At 51.6% G+C, this 14,833-nt stretch carries 12 protein-coding genes and 1 pseudogene; 4 read left to right on the forward strand and 9 right to left on the reverse strand.

From position 1 onward, the window contains the following. The first annotated feature begins 1 nt into the window (after nucleotide 1). Both trmH and recG read left to right on the forward strand, forming a co-directional pair. Nucleotides 2–691, forward strand: coding sequence for a tRNA (guanosine(18)-2'-O)-methyltransferase TrmH (gene trmH, locus AACU19_RS02555; RefSeq protein WP_001070177.1), 690 nt, complete (start codon nucleotides 2–4; stop codon nucleotides 689–691). A gap of 5 nt (nucleotides 692–696) precedes the next feature. After that, a complete protein-coding gene (gene recG, locus AACU19_RS02560) occupies nucleotides 697–2,778 on the forward strand; it encodes an ATP-dependent DNA helicase RecG (RefSeq protein WP_105278634.1) in 2,082 nt (693 codons plus the stop codon). A gap of 189 nt (nucleotides 2,779–2,967) precedes the next feature. Here the strand turns inward: recG and gltS are convergent, their stop codons facing one another. Next, nucleotides 2,968–4,173, reverse strand: a complete 1,206-nt coding sequence (gene gltS / locus AACU19_RS02565) for a sodium/glutamate symporter (protein ID WP_000468837.1) — start codon at nucleotides 4,171–4,173, stop codon at nucleotides 2,968–2,970. Between the two features lie 279 nt (nucleotides 4,174–4,452). Between gltS and xanP the strand changes: the two genes are divergently transcribed. Both xanP and AACU19_RS02575 read left to right on the forward strand, forming a co-directional pair. After that, the gene (gene xanP, locus AACU19_RS02570) at nucleotides 4,453–5,844 is read left to right on the forward strand and encodes a xanthine/proton symporter XanP (protein ID WP_001295238.1); all 1,392 of its coding nucleotides are present in this window, start codon (nucleotides 4,453–4,455) and stop codon (nucleotides 5,842–5,844) included. A 120-nt stretch (nucleotides 5,845–5,964) separates the two neighbouring features. Next, on the forward strand, nucleotides 5,965–7,674 hold the full coding sequence (locus AACU19_RS02575; protein ID WP_105278635.1) for an AsmA family protein: 1,710 nt from the start codon (nucleotides 5,965–5,967) through the stop codon (nucleotides 7,672–7,674). A gap of 43 nt (nucleotides 7,675–7,717) precedes the next feature. On the opposite strand, the gene AACU19_RS02580 is transcribed toward AACU19_RS02575, so the two are convergent. The 8 genes and pseudogenes from AACU19_RS02580 to AACU19_RS02615 form a co-directional block, all read right to left on the reverse strand. Beyond that, nucleotides 7,718–8,398, reverse strand: a complete 681-nt coding sequence (locus tag AACU19_RS02580; RefSeq protein ID WP_001297961.1) for a D-lyxose/D-mannose family sugar isomerase — start codon at nucleotides 8,396–8,398, stop codon at nucleotides 7,718–7,720. After that, nucleotides 8,379–9,311, reverse strand: coding sequence for an ROK family protein (locus AACU19_RS02585; RefSeq protein WP_032185489.1), 933 nt, complete (start codon nucleotides 9,309–9,311; stop codon nucleotides 8,379–8,381). The genes AACU19_RS02580 and AACU19_RS02585 overlap by 20 nt, the downstream gene beginning before the upstream one ends. A gap of 47 nt (nucleotides 9,312–9,358) precedes the next feature. Continuing rightward, entirely contained in the window at nucleotides 9,359–10,219 is an 861-nt protein-coding gene (locus tag AACU19_RS02590; RefSeq protein ID WP_000961378.1) for a ketose-bisphosphate aldolase, read from the reverse strand. Between the two features lie 80 nt (nucleotides 10,220–10,299). Next, nucleotides 10,300–11,151, reverse strand: a complete 852-nt coding sequence (locus AACU19_RS02595; RefSeq protein ID WP_039021751.1) for a class II fructose-bisphosphate aldolase — start codon at nucleotides 11,149–11,151, stop codon at nucleotides 10,300–10,302. Nucleotides 11,152–11,162: 11 nt separating this feature from the next. Then, nucleotides 11,163–12,253: pseudogene (locus AACU19_RS02600) on the reverse strand (PTS fructose transporter subunit IIC). Between the two features lie 24 nt (nucleotides 12,254–12,277). Further along, nucleotides 12,278–12,592 carry a PTS fructose transporter subunit IIB gene (locus AACU19_RS02605; RefSeq protein ID WP_001028073.1) on the reverse strand — a complete coding sequence of 105 codons (315 nt, stop codon included), beginning with the start codon at nucleotides 12,590–12,592 and terminating at the stop codon, nucleotides 12,278–12,280. A gap of 17 nt (nucleotides 12,593–12,609) precedes the next feature. Further along, entirely contained in the window at nucleotides 12,610–13,080 is a 471-nt protein-coding gene (locus AACU19_RS02610; protein ID WP_000355546.1) for a PTS sugar transporter subunit IIA, read from the reverse strand. Between the two features lie 26 nt (nucleotides 13,081–13,106). Beyond that, nucleotides 13,107–14,660 carry a BglG family transcription antiterminator gene (locus tag AACU19_RS02615; RefSeq protein ID WP_105278636.1) on the reverse strand — a complete coding sequence of 518 codons (1,554 nt, stop codon included), beginning with the start codon at nucleotides 14,658–14,660 and terminating at the stop codon, nucleotides 13,107–13,109. Nucleotides 14,661–14,833 lie beyond the last annotated feature (173 nt).

Genomic DNA, 14,833 nt, shown 5'->3' on the forward strand with positions numbered 1-14,833 from the left:
TATGAACCCAACACGTTATGCACGCATCTGCGAAATGCTCGCCAGGCGGCAGCCTGATCTGACCGTCTGCATGGAGCAGGTCCACAAACCCCATAACGTTTCTGCGATTATTCGTACTGCAGATGCCGTTGGCGTACATGAAGTTCATGCTGTCTGGCCTGGCAGTCGGATGCGCACCATGGCTTCGGCTGCGGCTGGCAGCAACAGTTGGGTGCAGGTGAAAACACACCGCACCATTGGCGATGCCGTTGCTCATCTGAAAGGCCAGGGCATGCAGATTCTGGCAACCCATCTTTCTGATAACGCTGTCGATTTCCGCGAAATTGATTATACCCGCCCGACCTGTATTTTGATGGGACAGGAGAAAACGGGTATCACGCAGGAAGCGTTAGCCCTGGCGGATCAGGACATCATCATTCCGATGATCGGCATGGTGCAGTCGCTGAATGTTTCCGTTGCCTCAGCCCTTATTCTTTACGAAGCCCAGCGTCAGCGGCAAAACGCAGGTATGTATCTGCGTGAAAACAGCATGTTGCCGGAAGCAGAGCAACAACGCCTGCTGTTTGAAGGCGGCTATCCGGTGCTGGCGAAAGTCGCAAAACGCAAAGGCCTGCCCTACCCCCACGTTAATCAGCAAGGCGAAATTGAAGCTGATGCCGACTGGTGGGCCACTATGCAGGCAGCAGGGTAAGCGCCATGAAAGGTCGCCTGTTAGATGCTGTTCCGCTCAGTTCGCTAACGGGCGTTGGCGCGGCGCAAAGTAATAAGCTGGCGAAAATCAACCTGCATACCGTGCAGGATTTACTCTTACACCTTCCTCTGCGCTACGAAGATCGCACCCATCTCTACCCCATCGGTGAACTACTGCCGGGCGTTTATGCCACGGTGGAAGGCGAAGTGCTGAATTGCAATATCTCCTTCGGCGGTCGGCGGATGATGACCTGCCAGATCAGCGACGGTTCCGGCATTCTCACCATGCGCTTTTTCAACTTCAACGCGGCAATGAAAAATAGCCTGGCGACGGGTCGCCGTGTGCTGGCCTATGGAGAAGCAAAGCGCGGTAAATATGGTGCGGAGATGATCCACCCGGAATACCGCGTGCAGGGCGATCTCAGTATGCCAGAGTTGCAGGAAACGCTAACGCCGGTTTACCCAACTACGGAAGGCGTAAAGCAGGCCACGCTGCGTAAATTAACCGACCAGGCGCTGGATCTGCTCGACACCTGCGCCATTGAAGAACTCCTGCCGCCGGAACTGTCACAAGGAATGATGACGCTACCGGAAGCGTTGCGCACTTTGCACCGCCCGCCGCCGACGCTACAGCTTAGCGATCTCGAAACCGGGCAGCATCCGGCACAACGCCGGCTGATTCTGGAAGAGTTGCTGGCGCATAACCTCAGCATGTTAGCCTTACGTGCCGGAGCACAGCGTTTTCATGCCCAGCCGCTGAGCGCCAATGACGCGCTGAAAAATAAACTCCTCGCAGCCTTACCGTTCAAGCCAACGGGCGCACAGGCACGCGTGGTGGCGGAGATCGAGCGCGATATGGCGCTGGATGTGCCGATGATGCGCCTGGTGCAGGGCGATGTAGGTTCCGGTAAAACGCTGGTCGCCGCCCTCGCCGCGTTGCGTGCGATTGCGCACGGCAAACAGGTGGCATTGATGGCACCAACCGAATTACTCGCCGAGCAGCACGCCAATAACTTCCGTAACTGGTTTGCTCCGCTCGGTATCGAAGTGGGCTGGCTCGCCGGTAAACAGAAAGGTAAAGCACGACTGGCACAGCAGGAAGCCATCGCCAGCGGTCAGGTGCAGATGATTGTCGGTACACACGCCATCTTCCAGGAACAGGTGCAGTTTAACGGCCTGGCGCTGGTGATTATCGACGAACAGCATCGTTTTGGAGTGCATCAGCGTCTGGCGTTATGGGAGAAAGGCCAGCAGCAGGGCTTCCATCCGCATCAGTTGATCATGACCGCCACGCCGATCCCCCGCACGCTGGCAATGACTGCATATGCCGATCTCGATACCTCGGTGATAGATGAGCTGCCGCCAGGCCGCACGCCAGTGACGACAGTGGCAATCCCGGATACCCGCCGCAACGACATTATCCACCGCGTGCGCCACGCCTGTATGACTGAAGGGCGTCAGGCGTACTGGGTGTGCACACTCATTGAAGAATCAGAATTACTGGAAGCACAGGCGGCGGAAGCTACCTGGGAAGAGTTGAAACTGGCGCTACCAGAATTGAATGTTGGTCTGGTACACGGACGGATGAAACCAGCCGAGAAGCAGGCCGTCATGGCATCATTTAAACAAGGCGAGTTACACCTGCTGGTTGCCACGACCGTTATTGAAGTCGGCGTTGATGTGCCTAACGCCAGCCTGATGATTATCGAAAACCCTGAGCGTCTGGGTCTGGCGCAGTTACACCAGCTGCGCGGGCGTGTAGGTCGTGGCGCGGTGGCTTCTCACTGCGTGTTGCTCTACAAAACACCGCTTTCTAAAACGGCGCAAATTCGCCTGCAAGTGCTACGCGACAGCAACGATGGTTTTGTGATTGCACAAAAAGATCTGGAGATTCGCGGCCCTGGCGAATTGTTAGGCACGCGTCAGACGGGTAATGCTGAATTTAAAGTGGCGGATTTGCTGCGCGATCAGGCGATGATCCCGGAAGTTCAGCGCCTGGCACGCCATATTCACGAACGTTACCCACAGCAGGCAAAAGCCCTGATAGAACGCTGGATGCCAGAAACAGAACGTTACTCAAATGCGTAAAAGGCGGCGGTGAGAAACCGCCATTTCAGGTTACCCTACCTTCCTGCCGGATGCGGCGTGAACGCCTTATCCGTCCTACAAAAAAAACTACAAATTCAATAAATTGTGAATCAATACGCAGACTTGATAAGCGAAGCATATCAGACATTTGTCTTTGTTGCGGCGGCACTTATACCGCCGCTTCATCAATTAACCCGCAAAAATCGGCAACATTAAATACAGCTTAATCACCAGCGCGTTAACGATATCAATAAAGAACGCACCAACCATCGGCACGACCAGGAACGCCATGTGCGACGGGCCAAAGCGTTCGGTGATCGCCTGCATATTGGCGATTGCCGTTGGCGTTGCACCGAGTCCAAAACCACAATGACCCGCAGCCAGCACTGCCGCATCGTAGTTTTTACCCATCATGCGCCAGGTAACGAAGATGGCATACAACGCCATGAAGATGGTCTGTACCACCAGAATCGCCAGCATCGGCAGCGCCAGCGAAGCCAGCTCCCATAGTTTCAGCCCCATCAGCGCCATCGCCAGGAACAACGACAGGCTTACGTTACCAAGCACGGATACCGCACGCTCAAAGACGCGGTAAAAGCCCATCATTGACAGACCGTTGCTCAGAATCACGCCAACAAACAGTACACAGACGAAGGTCGGCAGTTCAAAAGCAGTGCCAGCCAAAAGTTGCGCAACAATTTTCCCCACCGTCAGGCAGATAGCAATCAGCGCGATAGTTTCAATCAGCACCAGCGAGGTGATCATGCGGCCCACATCCGGCTTTTCGAACGCCGTCGGGACTTCCTGGTCATCCGGAATACCGTTCGGCGTGGTGGAGTGTTTCACCAGATAGCGCGCTACCGGACCGCCAATCAAGCCGCCCAGCACCAGACCAAACGTCGCACAGGCCATTGCCACTTCCGTCGCATTGGTGAAGCCATAACGTTCAATGAACAATTTACTCCAGGCAGCACCCGTACCGTGACCGCCCGAAAGCGTAATAGAACCGGCCAACAGCCCCATCAGCGGATCAAGCCCTAACAGGCTAGCCATACCAATGCCAATGGCATTTTGCATAACCAACAGACCAACAACCACAATCAAGAAGATGCCAACCACGCGCCCACCGGCACGCAGACTGGCAAGGTTGGCGTTCAAACCAATGGTGGCGAAGAAAGCCAGCATTAACGGATCGCGCAGGGACATATCAAAGTTGACTTCCCAGCCCATGCTTTTTTTCAGTACCAGTAGCGCCAGCGCCACCAACAAACCACCCGCAACAGGTTCCGGTATGGTGTATTTCTTCAAAAAGGAGACGGAATGGACCAACTTACGCCCGAGCAGCAACGTCAGCGTTGCGGCAACAAGCGTTGCTAAAGTATCGAGATGAAACATAGTTACTCCTTTGTATCCGCATCACTCTTTCATACTCGTCATACTTCATCGCGCAGTGGCACCTTCATGAAATATGACGGGTATCGAGTCATGCTTTCCTGGGTCAAATTCTCAGCTGTTAATGAACAAATGGCATGGATTTTAAGCAGAAAAATACCAAAAGTTATATAAAAAAGTGCATTTATCTCATTTAAATATTTAGCAGAGGCCGTGGCAAACGTTTGCTTTTCTCTTTCGGTCAGCTAAAATGCCCGCTTTGCTACCACGGGATTGTTTTCGATGTCTGTTTCCACCCTCGAGTCAGAAAATGCGCAACCGGTTGCGCAGACTCAAAACAGCGAACTGATTTACCGTCTTGAAGATCGTCCGCCGCTTCCTCAAACTCTGTTTGCCGCCTGTCAGCATCTGCTGGCGATGTTCGTTGCGGTGATCACGCCAGCGCTATTAATCTGCCAGGCGCTGGGTTTACCGGCACAAGACACGCAACACATTATTAGTATGTCGCTGTTTGCCTCCGGTGTGGCGTCGATTATTCAAATTAAGGCCTGGGGTCCGGTTGGCTCCGGGCTGTTGTCTATTCAGGGCACCAGCTTCAACTTTGTTGCCCCGCTGATTATGGGCGGCACAGCGCTGAAGACCGGTGGTGCTGATGTTCCTACCATGATGGCGGCTTTGTTCGGCACGTTGATGCTGGCAAGTTGCACCGAGATGGTGATCTCCCGTGTTCTGCATCTGGCGCGCCGCATTATTACGCCGCTGGTTTCTGGCGTTGTGGTGATGATTATCGGCCTGTCGCTAATTCAGGTTGGGCTAACATCCATTGGCGGCGGTTACGCAGCCATGAGCGATAACACCTTCGGCGCACCGAAAAATCTGTTGCTGGCAGGCGTGGTCTTGGCCTTAATTATCCTGCTTAACCGTCAACGTAACCCATATTTGCGCGTGGCCTCACTGGTGATTGCGATGGCGGCCGGATATGCGCTGGCGTGGTTTATGGGCATGTTGCCAGAAAGCAACGAACCGATGACGCAAGAACTGATTATGGTGCCAACGCCGCTCTATTACGGTCTTGGCATTGAATGGAGTCTGCTGCTACCGCTGATGCTGGTCTTTATGATCACTTCGCTGGAAACCATTGGCGATATCACGGCGACCTCTGACGTTTCCGAACAGCCAGTGTCCGGTCCGCTGTACATGAAACGCCTGAAAGGCGGCGTGCTGGCAAACGGCCTGAACTCGTTTGTTTCGGCGGTGTTTAACACTTTCCCGAACTCCTGCTTCGGGCAGAACAACGGTGTGATCCAGTTGACCGGTGTTGCCAGCCGCTATGTCGGTTTTGTCGTCGCGCTGATGTTGATCGTGCTGGGTCTGTTCCCGGCAGTGAGCGGTTTTGTACAACACATTCCAGAACCGGTTCTGGGCGGCGCAACGCTTGTAATGTTTGGCACCATCGCCGCCTCCGGTGTGCGTATCGTTTCTCGTGAGCCGCTGAACCGTCGGGCGATTCTGATTATCGCGCTGTCGCTGGCGGTCGGTCTGGGCGTGTCTCAGCAGCCGCTGATTTTGCAGTTTGCCCCTGAATGGCTGAAAAACCTGCTCTCCTCCGGGATCGCCGCGGGCGGTATTACTGCCATCGTGCTGAATCTGATTTTCCCACCAGAAAAACAGTAATTCACTGACGGCGGTAAGATAATTACCGCCGCAGTCTCACCTCTTTCACCATTCCCGCCTTGAGGATTGCGCGTAAATCGTGCATAACTCCCTTATGTGCATTTCACGGGATGGAAGACCATGAAATTTATTGGGAAGCTGCTTCTCTACATTCTCATCGCTCTGTTAGTGGCGATCGCTGGCCTCTATTTCCTTCTGCAAACCCGCTGGGGAGCAGAACATATCAGCGCATGGGTTTCCGAGAATAGCGACTATCATCTGGCCTTCGGGGCGATGGATCACCGTTTTTCCGCGCCATCTCATATCGTGCTGGAGAACGTCACGTTTGGTCGTGATGGTCAGCCCGCGACCCTGGTGGCAAAAAGTGTCGACATTGCGCTAAGCAGTCGCCAACTGACCGAACCACACCATGTCGATACCATCCTACTGGAAAACGGGACGCTGAATCTCACCGACCAGACCGCGCCGCTACCGTTCAAAGCCGATCGTCTGCAACTGCGTGATATGGCGTTTAATAGCCCGAATAGCGAATGGAAACTGAGCGCGCAGCGGGTAAATGGTGGCGTGGTTCCGTGGTCACCAGAAGCCGGTAAAGTGCTGGGTACGAAGGCGCAGATTCAGTTTAGTGCCGGATCGCTTTCGCTCAATGATGTTCCTGCCACCAATGTACTGATTGAAGGCAGTATTGATAACGATCGCGTTACGCTGACTAACCTGGGTGCCGACATCGCCCGCGGGACATTAACCGGAAACGCGCAGCGTAACGCCGACGGCAGCTGGCAAGTGGAAAATCTGCGGCTGGCGGATATCCGTCTACAAAGCGAAAAATCGCTAACCGACTTCTTTGCGCCATTACGCTCTGTCCCGTCGTTGCAGATTGGTCGCCTGGAAGTCATTGACGCTCGTCTGCAAGGTCCGGACTGGGCGGTGACCGACCTCGATCTCAGCTTGCGCAACATGACCTTCAGTAAAGATGACTGGCAGACACAGGAAGGCAAACTGTCGATGAACGCCAGCGAGTTCATTTATGGTTCGCTGCATTTATTTGACCCGATTATAAACGCGGAATTTTCCCCGCAGGGCGTAGCACTGCGCCAGTTCACCAGCCGCTGGGAAGGGGGCATGGTCAGAACGTCAGGGAACTGGTTGCGTGACGGGAAAATGTTGATCCTTGATGATGCGGCAATTGCCGGACTGGAATATACCTTGCCAAAAAACTGGCAACAGTTGTGGATGGAAACGACACCCGGTTGGTTAAACAGCCTGCAACTGAAGAGATTTAGCGCCAGCCGCAATCTGCTCATTGATATCGACCCTGACTTCCCGTGGCAGCTCACCGCGCTCGATGGTTACGGTGCCAATCTGACGCTGGTTACCGATCATAAATGGGGCGTCTGGAGTGGCTCGGCGAATCTGAATGCCGCCGCCGCAACGTTTAATCGTGTTGATGTCCGTCGTCCGTCGCTGGCGCTAACTGCCAACAGCAGCACGGTGAATATCAGCGAACTGAGTGCATTTACTGAAAAAGGCATTCTGGAAGCCACCGCCAGTGTTTCACAAACGCCACAACGTCAGACCCATATCAGCCTGAATGGACGCGGTGTGCCGGTGAATATTTTGCAACAGTGGGGATGGCCTGAACTACCGTTGACTGGCGACGGCAATATTCAGCTTACCGCCAGTGGCGATATTCAGGTCAATGTCCCGCTGAAACCTACGGTTAGCGGGCAATTGCATGCCGTGAATGCCGCAAAGCAGCAAGTGACTCAAACCATGAATGCGGGCGTAGTTTCCAGTGGTGAAGTTACGTCGACGGAGCCGGTGCAGTAAAAATAAGGACGCTAGCGGATATCAGCGCTAGCGTTCCCCGTTATTAGCGCAAAATTCCATACTCACTGCACAATAACCATTTCACCGGTTCATCTTCTTCTATCGCCGGAAAACGTCCTCCCGGCTCAAGAAAATAATTATCGTGTTGGTCATCATTTACCATCGAAATTTCCCAGCCGAGAACAAACGCTTTTTCCGCCCAGAAGCGATGATACAGACGCGGCGGCAGGCAAATGCCCTGCCCCGGCTTTAGCACCAGCGTTTCACCAGGTTTCATGGTACGCCGCTGACCATCAACACTCACGGTAATGACTCGTTGATCATCACAGAGATTGGCTTCGTTGGCCCAGGCCAACTGCATGCATAAGTCTCCACCGCCCCGATTGAGGATATCTTCCATTTTGTGGGTGTGAAAATGCCAGGGAGTCTGCTGATCTTGTTGGATCTGCAACATTTTCTCAGCATACGGTTTTGGATATGCCGCCGACCCCAGCGCGCCGTTGCGCATCGTTAGCAGTGTTAGTCCCGTTTGGTTGAAATCACCACGACCAAAATCGGTGATATCCCAACCGAGCTGTAAGTCGACTACTTCTTGCCAGTTATCCCGTTCCCGCTGCAGCCAGTCATCCACCGTAAAATAGGCGAACTCTGGCAAACAAACGCGGAAGGTCTGCGCAATGGCATGTGCTTTATCAATAACATAATTAATTTGTGAGCGTTTCATTGGCTTCTCCGTTGCGCATAGCAAGCCAGGCAGCGCCACGCATTCCGCTACTGTCGCCGTGCTGTGCTTTTACAATGGGAGTGGTGAATTGATCGGTGAAAACCAGTGGAGCGACTTCTGCGTTCAGATCGGTGATAAGCAGTTCCACATTCGAAAGCCCGCCGCCGATCACAATCACGCCAGGGTCAACAACGTTAACGATGGTTGCCAGCGTGCGGGCAAGCTGTTGGCGAAAACGTGCCACCTGCTGCATGGCACAAGCATCACCACGTTGTGCCAGGGTGACAATCGCCGCAGGAGTGAGCAAGTTACCAGTCATCTGTTGATAGCGTTCACTAAAACCGCTGCCGGAAACAAACGACTCCACGCAGTTGTGTTTGCCGCAATAGCAACTGACTGATGGACCATCTTCCTGCTCCGTATAGCCTGGCAACGTGATATGACCGCATTCGGCAGCATTTCCCCAGGCCCCTATAAACGGTCGTTGCTTGATGGCAATGCCACCGCCGCAGCCCGTGCCAAGCGTAATACCAAATACCACGTCATAATCTTGCCCGGCACCGTCGCAAGCTTCTGATAGCGCGAAACAGTTACCATCATTGGCTATCACCACCGGTTGCCCAAGCAATTGCTGCAAATCAGCCTGTAACGCATGACCGTTAATCACCTGAATATTCGCATTTTTAATCAGGCCAGTGAGTGGCGAGATACTGCCGGGTAAGGCGATCCCTGTCAGCATCGGTCGTTGAACGTCCCGCCTAATCTGCTCGATAAGCGCCACAACGCATGAGACAAATTGTTGATATGTCGACTTTTGCGTCGGGCAGCGGTAACGGCGAATCTCCCAGCCATGCGCATCCATGACGACGGCGGCGATTTTGGTCCCACCAATATCCAACCCCAGATAGTGCATATCTCGTTCCTTGTTGCGTAAAAGGCGGGTCACCCCGCCCTTCTGGCTTAGTACAGTGATGCTTTACCGAGCGAACCGAACAGTTTCATTTTGTGGCGAATGACTTCCCGCGCCGCGTTAATCGCATCCGGATAGATGACGTTCGGGTCCCACCAGCTCTCTTTAGCGAGAATTTCACGCACTTTCTGGAAATAGGCGTATTTCATATCGCTGGAGATATTGATTTTGCCAACGCCGAGCGTAACGGATTCAGCAATCTCCGCGTCCGGGTTTGCCGAACCACCGTGCAACACCAATGGAATATCAATGCGCCCGGCAATGTCGCGCAAAATGTCCATTTGCAGTTTCGGCTGCATCCCTTTCGGATAGATGCCGTGTGCCGTACCAATCGCTACCGCCAGTGTGTCGGCCCCTGTACGAGCAATAAAATCGGCGGCTTGCGCCGGGTCAGTGTAGGTAACTTGTGAAACTCCACCTTCCACTGACGTTCCTGTTTGTCCGATGGTCCCCAGTTCACCCTCAACCGATACTCCAACCGCGTGAGCGAGGCGAACCACTTCTGCGGTCAGCGCCACGTTTTCTTCATACGGCAGCAGCGAACCGTCGATCATTACTGAGGTAAATCCGCAGCGAATCGCACGCAAAACATGCTCTACAGAGGCACCATGATCGAGGTGCAGTACAAACGGGACCGGACTACGCTGGGTAATTTCGCGAACGTGAGCGAAAAAGGCATCGCCCACAAAATCATGTTCGCTGGGATGGATAGCAATAATCGCCGGAGTATTTGTCGCTTCTGCTTCATCCACGACTGCGCGAAGGAAACAGTTATCCGCCACATTAAATGCGCCAATGGCAAAGCCGTGCTGGCGGGTAGGTTGCAGTAATTCTTTCATCGAAACTAACATGTTAAATCTCCAGTTTCAGCGTGTAGTCCGCCCTGCCGGTGCGTTATTGCACTGGCATAAAGGCCATGACAGAAAATGAATCAGGCTTTGCCGATAGAGCCGCTCGCCTGTAAATACGGTGTAATCGCTTCTTCGAAGGCCAGTTCCATAGCTTTCAGCGCGTCCACCAGTTCAATGGATATATCGTGACAGAGGGTATGCAGGAGCGCGGATTTCCCCCGTTCAAAAATGGCCGCCCCCACGTTGATTTTTGCTACCCCCAGCGTCGTACAGAGCTGGAGCTGATCGAACGGCGTACCGCTACCGCCATGTAATGCCAGAGGCACGCTCGAGCAGTGGAAAATCTCCGCCAGACGCTGAAAATCAATAGCAGGTACAACACCAGGCGCGTACATGCCGTGCGCCGTGCCTACCGAGACGGCCAGTAGATCAATGCCTGTCTGCGCGATAAACGGTTCCACATCAGTGGGTTGCGTCATCAGGTCGGCATTGGTGGCCTGGTCGTAACGCGGCGCATCTGCCAGATGGCCCAGTTCGCCTTCCACGCAGAGCTGCGCGCTGGCGGCGAGTTCCACCACCGCCCTGGTCTGGCGCACGTTTTCCTCCAGGGGAAAAGCAGAAGCATCAATCATTAATCCGCTGAAACCAGCACGAAACGCCTGACGAATACAGTCCGGATTTTTGCCATGATCAAGCGCCAGAGCGACCGGTACTGAGGCAGATTCCGCGAGCGTTTTAACCACTGCCGCCGCGACGGGTGCAGGAAAATGCGCCAGATGCCCCTGATAGAGATTGAGAATGATCGGAGCACGATTCTTCTCCGCCACGCGGATAGCTGCGTGAGCACTTTCCAGATTCATACAGTTGATCGCCAGCAAGGCGTAATGTTCATGCCAGGCTTTCATCACCATACTTTTCATATCGGCAAACATAGGGCCTCCGGTTATTCGAGGGTGAAAGTGATCTCTTCATCTTTCAGCTTTTGATCGCTCAGTTCGTCAAACTCTTCGTCACGTTCCGTTACCGGTTTCTTCCAGAGTGAAAGCATCACGCCACAAATCACCGTGCCTATACCCAGCGCCAGGCAAAACAGCAGAGGATGGGTGAACAAAGGCACAACAAACAGGCCGCCATGCGGAACCGGACTCTCCACGCCCCACACCATGATCAAGCCGCCAGCTACCGCAGAAGCCACCACACAAGATCCCACCACTCGCAGCAAGTCACGCGCGGCGATCGGAATGACTCCTTCAGTGATCATGCAGATCCCCATCGGAAACGCGGCTTTCAGCGCCTCGCGCTCCGCACGGGTGTATTTATGGCGTGTCAGTAAGAACGAAAGTGTGATGCCAAACGGAGGGATGATTGAGCCGACAAATTTCACGGCTTCTGGCCCGTAGACGCCGCTGACCAGCAAGCCATCGGAAAACAACGACATTGTTTTATTTACCGGACCACCGAAATCGAAGGTTGCCATCGCGCCAAGTATGGCCCCCATCAGGAAGCGCGATCCGCCCTGCATCGACTCGAGCAAATGAATCAGTGCTTCTTGTAACCAGGCGATGGGTTTACCAATCAGCGTCATCATTAACAGCCCACCGATAATGGTGCTTAATACCGGCAACACCATGATTGGCATGAGTCCTTGCATCGACTGCGGCAGGCGGATATAGCGTTTAAGTAGCAAAATGGTGTAGCCCACCAGGAAACCACCCAACATACCGCCAATAAATCCGGTATGGATTTGCCCGCAGAGAAAGCCGACAATTAGGCCCGGGGCAAATCCGGGACGATCGGCAATAGAATAGGCAATTGCCGCGCTAATCAGCGGCACAATCAGCCCCATTCCCCAGCCGCCAATCTGATTAAGCATCCACGGGATTGTTCCTGTTTTTTCACCAACATCTGTACCGCCAAGAACTTGCCCCAACGCAATACATATCCCGGCGGCCACAATAAGGGGTATCATCCACGAGATGCCGGTTAATAAATGTTTTTAATTTCCTGTGAAACCGGAATTTTATTGTCTTTCATATTAAGATCCCTCCAGTATAAGGATCATTTGTTTCCCAGTGATTTTTCGACCTTTTCAAGAAATTGAACGGGCGATTTAATGACGATCTCTGTCTTTACTCGCACAATACGTTTATTGGTGAAGCGTTCTTCTCCTTTTATTTTCACATCTACAGCAAGAATCACGACGTCAGCAGCAGAGATATCTGCCGCCTGTAATTCATTTTCTGTACCAATGGTTCCCTGGGTTTCAACTTTAATGGTATGGCCCAGAGCTTTTGCTCCTTTGATTAACTTTTCACGAGCAATATAGGTATGAGCAATACCCGCCGTACAGGCGGCAACACAGACAATATTCATGACATACTCCCTGTTATTTAGCAGACATCGGATTGTGCATACTGACTAAAGAGATCAATGATTTTTTGCGGACTCGTCTCAACTAACAATTGTTCTATGATGTCATCATCCGCAAGCGCGCCCGCGACCTGAGAAAGTAAACGGATATGGGTGGTATTTTGATCTTCAAGACGTACCGCAAATAAAATAATACAGCGCACGCTACTGCCATCCAGCGTTTCCCAGGGAATATCCTGCCGGGTACGGCCAATTGCCAGCGTAGTATTAATCACAGCTGAAGATTTACCATGCGGGATCGCAATATGATTTTCAAAACCAGTCGAGCCTTCCGCTTCGCGCTGCCAGACATCTTTAATAAAGGTTTCCCGACAATCGATCGCACCATCTTTTTTGAGAAGATTAGTTAATTCTTCAATCGCCTCCGCTTTATTCGTCGCTTGCATATCTAAAATAACGCGATTCGTATTCAGGATTTTTGTTATGTCCATTCGTCATACCTCATAAAATTCTGACATTAAATTTCAACGACCCGAGACGTCGCATGATGTAATTTTTCCGTAATCACCATTTCAGTGACCCGCTTAATATCGGCATCATTAAAAAAAGCGGTAACATAAGCGACCGGCATAGTGACTGTAGGCAAATTAATGGTCGAAATAATCAGTTCGATATTGTCAGGCAAAACCTGTGATAAATTCGCTGCTGAAATAACATCAACAATCGTCCATTCAGGAAATGCTCGCAGAATACGGCTTTTCAGTAGATGCGAAGTTCCGATTCCGGTTGAACAGACCAGTAATACACGTTTACGGGCAATTTGCCGCTCCATCGCAGCCTGAAAATGAACGGTCAGGTAACCCACTTCATCCTCGCTCACTGCATTCTCACCCCAGATTTTAAATACCTGATTCACCACATATTGCGTCAACCGCCAGACATCCGCTAATTCTGCTTTAATATCTTCCAGCAATGGATTACGGATATGAATGCGATAATTTAAACGGTTAATCAGCGGCTTAATATGAACCAACAAGCCATCATATAATGCGCTGTCTTCACTAAAATCGCAGTCCACGATGTCACTGAATACCGTAATTAAACGCCAGGTAATCAGACGCGCTTCATTGCTGGCCTGCATATGTGAAATAATGCTAACATCTTTTTGTCCATCAATCGCCACACCTGATGAAATGATATATTGATAAATAAACCAGACTTCATCATCGGGCAATGTATGTGCAATTCGTTGTTCTATCTTATGAATCATCTGACTGGCAACATTAAAGATATTTTCATCATATTGCCTGGTTTGATCTTCTTCTCTTGATAACGCATTCCCGTGCGTGTTGCGATACATCATAATAAGGATGTGAGTAAAAATGTTAACGTAATAAGGTTCTCCCAAAGACCAACTTAATTCATTTTCCATATCCAGTAACAATGACTGGACAAATAACACTTCTTCCTCTCCAAAATAATGGACTAATGCTTTATAGCTTCCGGGATCCAGACGTGAATACACGACACCTTGCGGCTCATTATGGTTAATAATGCCGTTAATCAGTAATGCCATTGCCTGTCGGACTTGCCCTTCACTACCTTCAATATGCGTACCACTTGGGCTGCGGATCAACGATAACCCCAACGGCGCAAGCCAGGACTCAATTACTCTCAGGTCATTAACAATAGAGGCTCCGCTGATAAAGTAGCGTTCTGACAATTTACTGATCGACGTTTCATTCGGTGTTTCACTTAATAACTGCGACGCTATTTTAACGCGCCTGGCATTATTCATTACACCATCAATCTCTTCACATTCTGCCACCAACAAATGATCAAGATGCAGCAAATCAGCAATATTCTCCGCGCTTAACATCACACCCGCGCCAGCACGCTTCTCAACAGTTATTCTCCATTGCCCCAGCCATTGCTCAAGTAAACGTAAATCACGTTGAATGGTTTTTTCCGAAACATTTAAATAGCCGGCAATCGTAACAATAGTCGTATATTCCCTTCGTGGTAGAAGGAATCGTAATAATCTGTTTTGTCGCGAGGTAATCATTTGCATTTTTTACCCTTATCACAGATTAAGAAGCCCCATGAGGAAGAGCTTCAGTTGCCATCTCTGAGGGTAAATATAAAGCAGAATAATTTCACAACAATACTAAAATCTGTCCGTAATCCGGACAGTGATAAAACAAAGCAAGGCGGTTAAGGGATATTTTTCAGCACAGATCACAT

The sequence above is a fragment of the Escherichia sp. MOD1-EC4550 genome, from assembly GCF_963876935.1.
GTDB classification, from domain to species: domain Bacteria; phylum Pseudomonadota; class Gammaproteobacteria; order Enterobacterales; family Enterobacteriaceae; genus Escherichia; species Escherichia coli_F.

What these genes read in the sequence shown, in the direction of transcription:
- trmH (WP_001070177.1), top strand. Translation starts at nt 2, where the DNA reads ATGAACCCAACACGTTATGCACGCATCTGCGAAATGCTCGCCAGGCGG.
- recG (WP_105278634.1), top strand. Translation starts at nt 697, where the DNA reads ATGAAAGGTCGCCTGTTAGATGCTGTTCCGCTCAGTTCGCTAACGGGC.
- gltS (WP_000468837.1), bottom strand. Translation starts at nt 4,173, where the DNA reads ATGTTTCATCTCGATACTTTAGCAACGCTTGTTGCCGCAACGCTGACG.
- xanP (WP_001295238.1), top strand. Translation starts at nt 4,453, where the DNA reads ATGTCTGTTTCCACCCTCGAGTCAGAAAATGCGCAACCGGTTGCGCAG.
- AACU19_RS02575 (WP_105278635.1), top strand. Translation starts at nt 5,965, where the DNA reads ATGAAATTTATTGGGAAGCTGCTTCTCTACATTCTCATCGCTCTGTTA.
- AACU19_RS02580 (WP_001297961.1), bottom strand. Translation starts at nt 8,398, where the DNA reads ATGAAACGCTCACAAATTAATTATGTTATTGATAAAGCACATGCCATT.
- AACU19_RS02585 (WP_032185489.1), bottom strand. Translation starts at nt 9,311, where the DNA reads ATGCACTATCTGGGGTTGGATATTGGTGGGACCAAAATCGCCGCCGTC.
- AACU19_RS02590 (WP_000961378.1), bottom strand. Translation starts at nt 10,219, where the DNA reads ATGTTAGTTTCGATGAAAGAATTACTGCAACCTACCCGCCAGCACGGC.
- AACU19_RS02595 (WP_039021751.1), bottom strand. Translation starts at nt 11,151, where the DNA reads ATGTTTGCCGATATGAAAAGTATGGTGATGAAAGCCTGGCATGAACAT.
- AACU19_RS02605 (WP_001028073.1), bottom strand. Translation starts at nt 12,592, where the DNA reads ATGAATATTGTCTGTGTTGCCGCCTGTACGGCGGGTATTGCTCATACC.
- AACU19_RS02610 (WP_000355546.1), bottom strand. Translation starts at nt 13,080, where the DNA reads ATGGACATAACAAAAATCCTGAATACGAATCGCGTTATTTTAGATATG.
- AACU19_RS02615 (WP_105278636.1), bottom strand. Translation starts at nt 14,660, where the DNA reads ATGCAAATGATTACCTCGCGACAAAACAGATTATTACGATTCCTTCTA.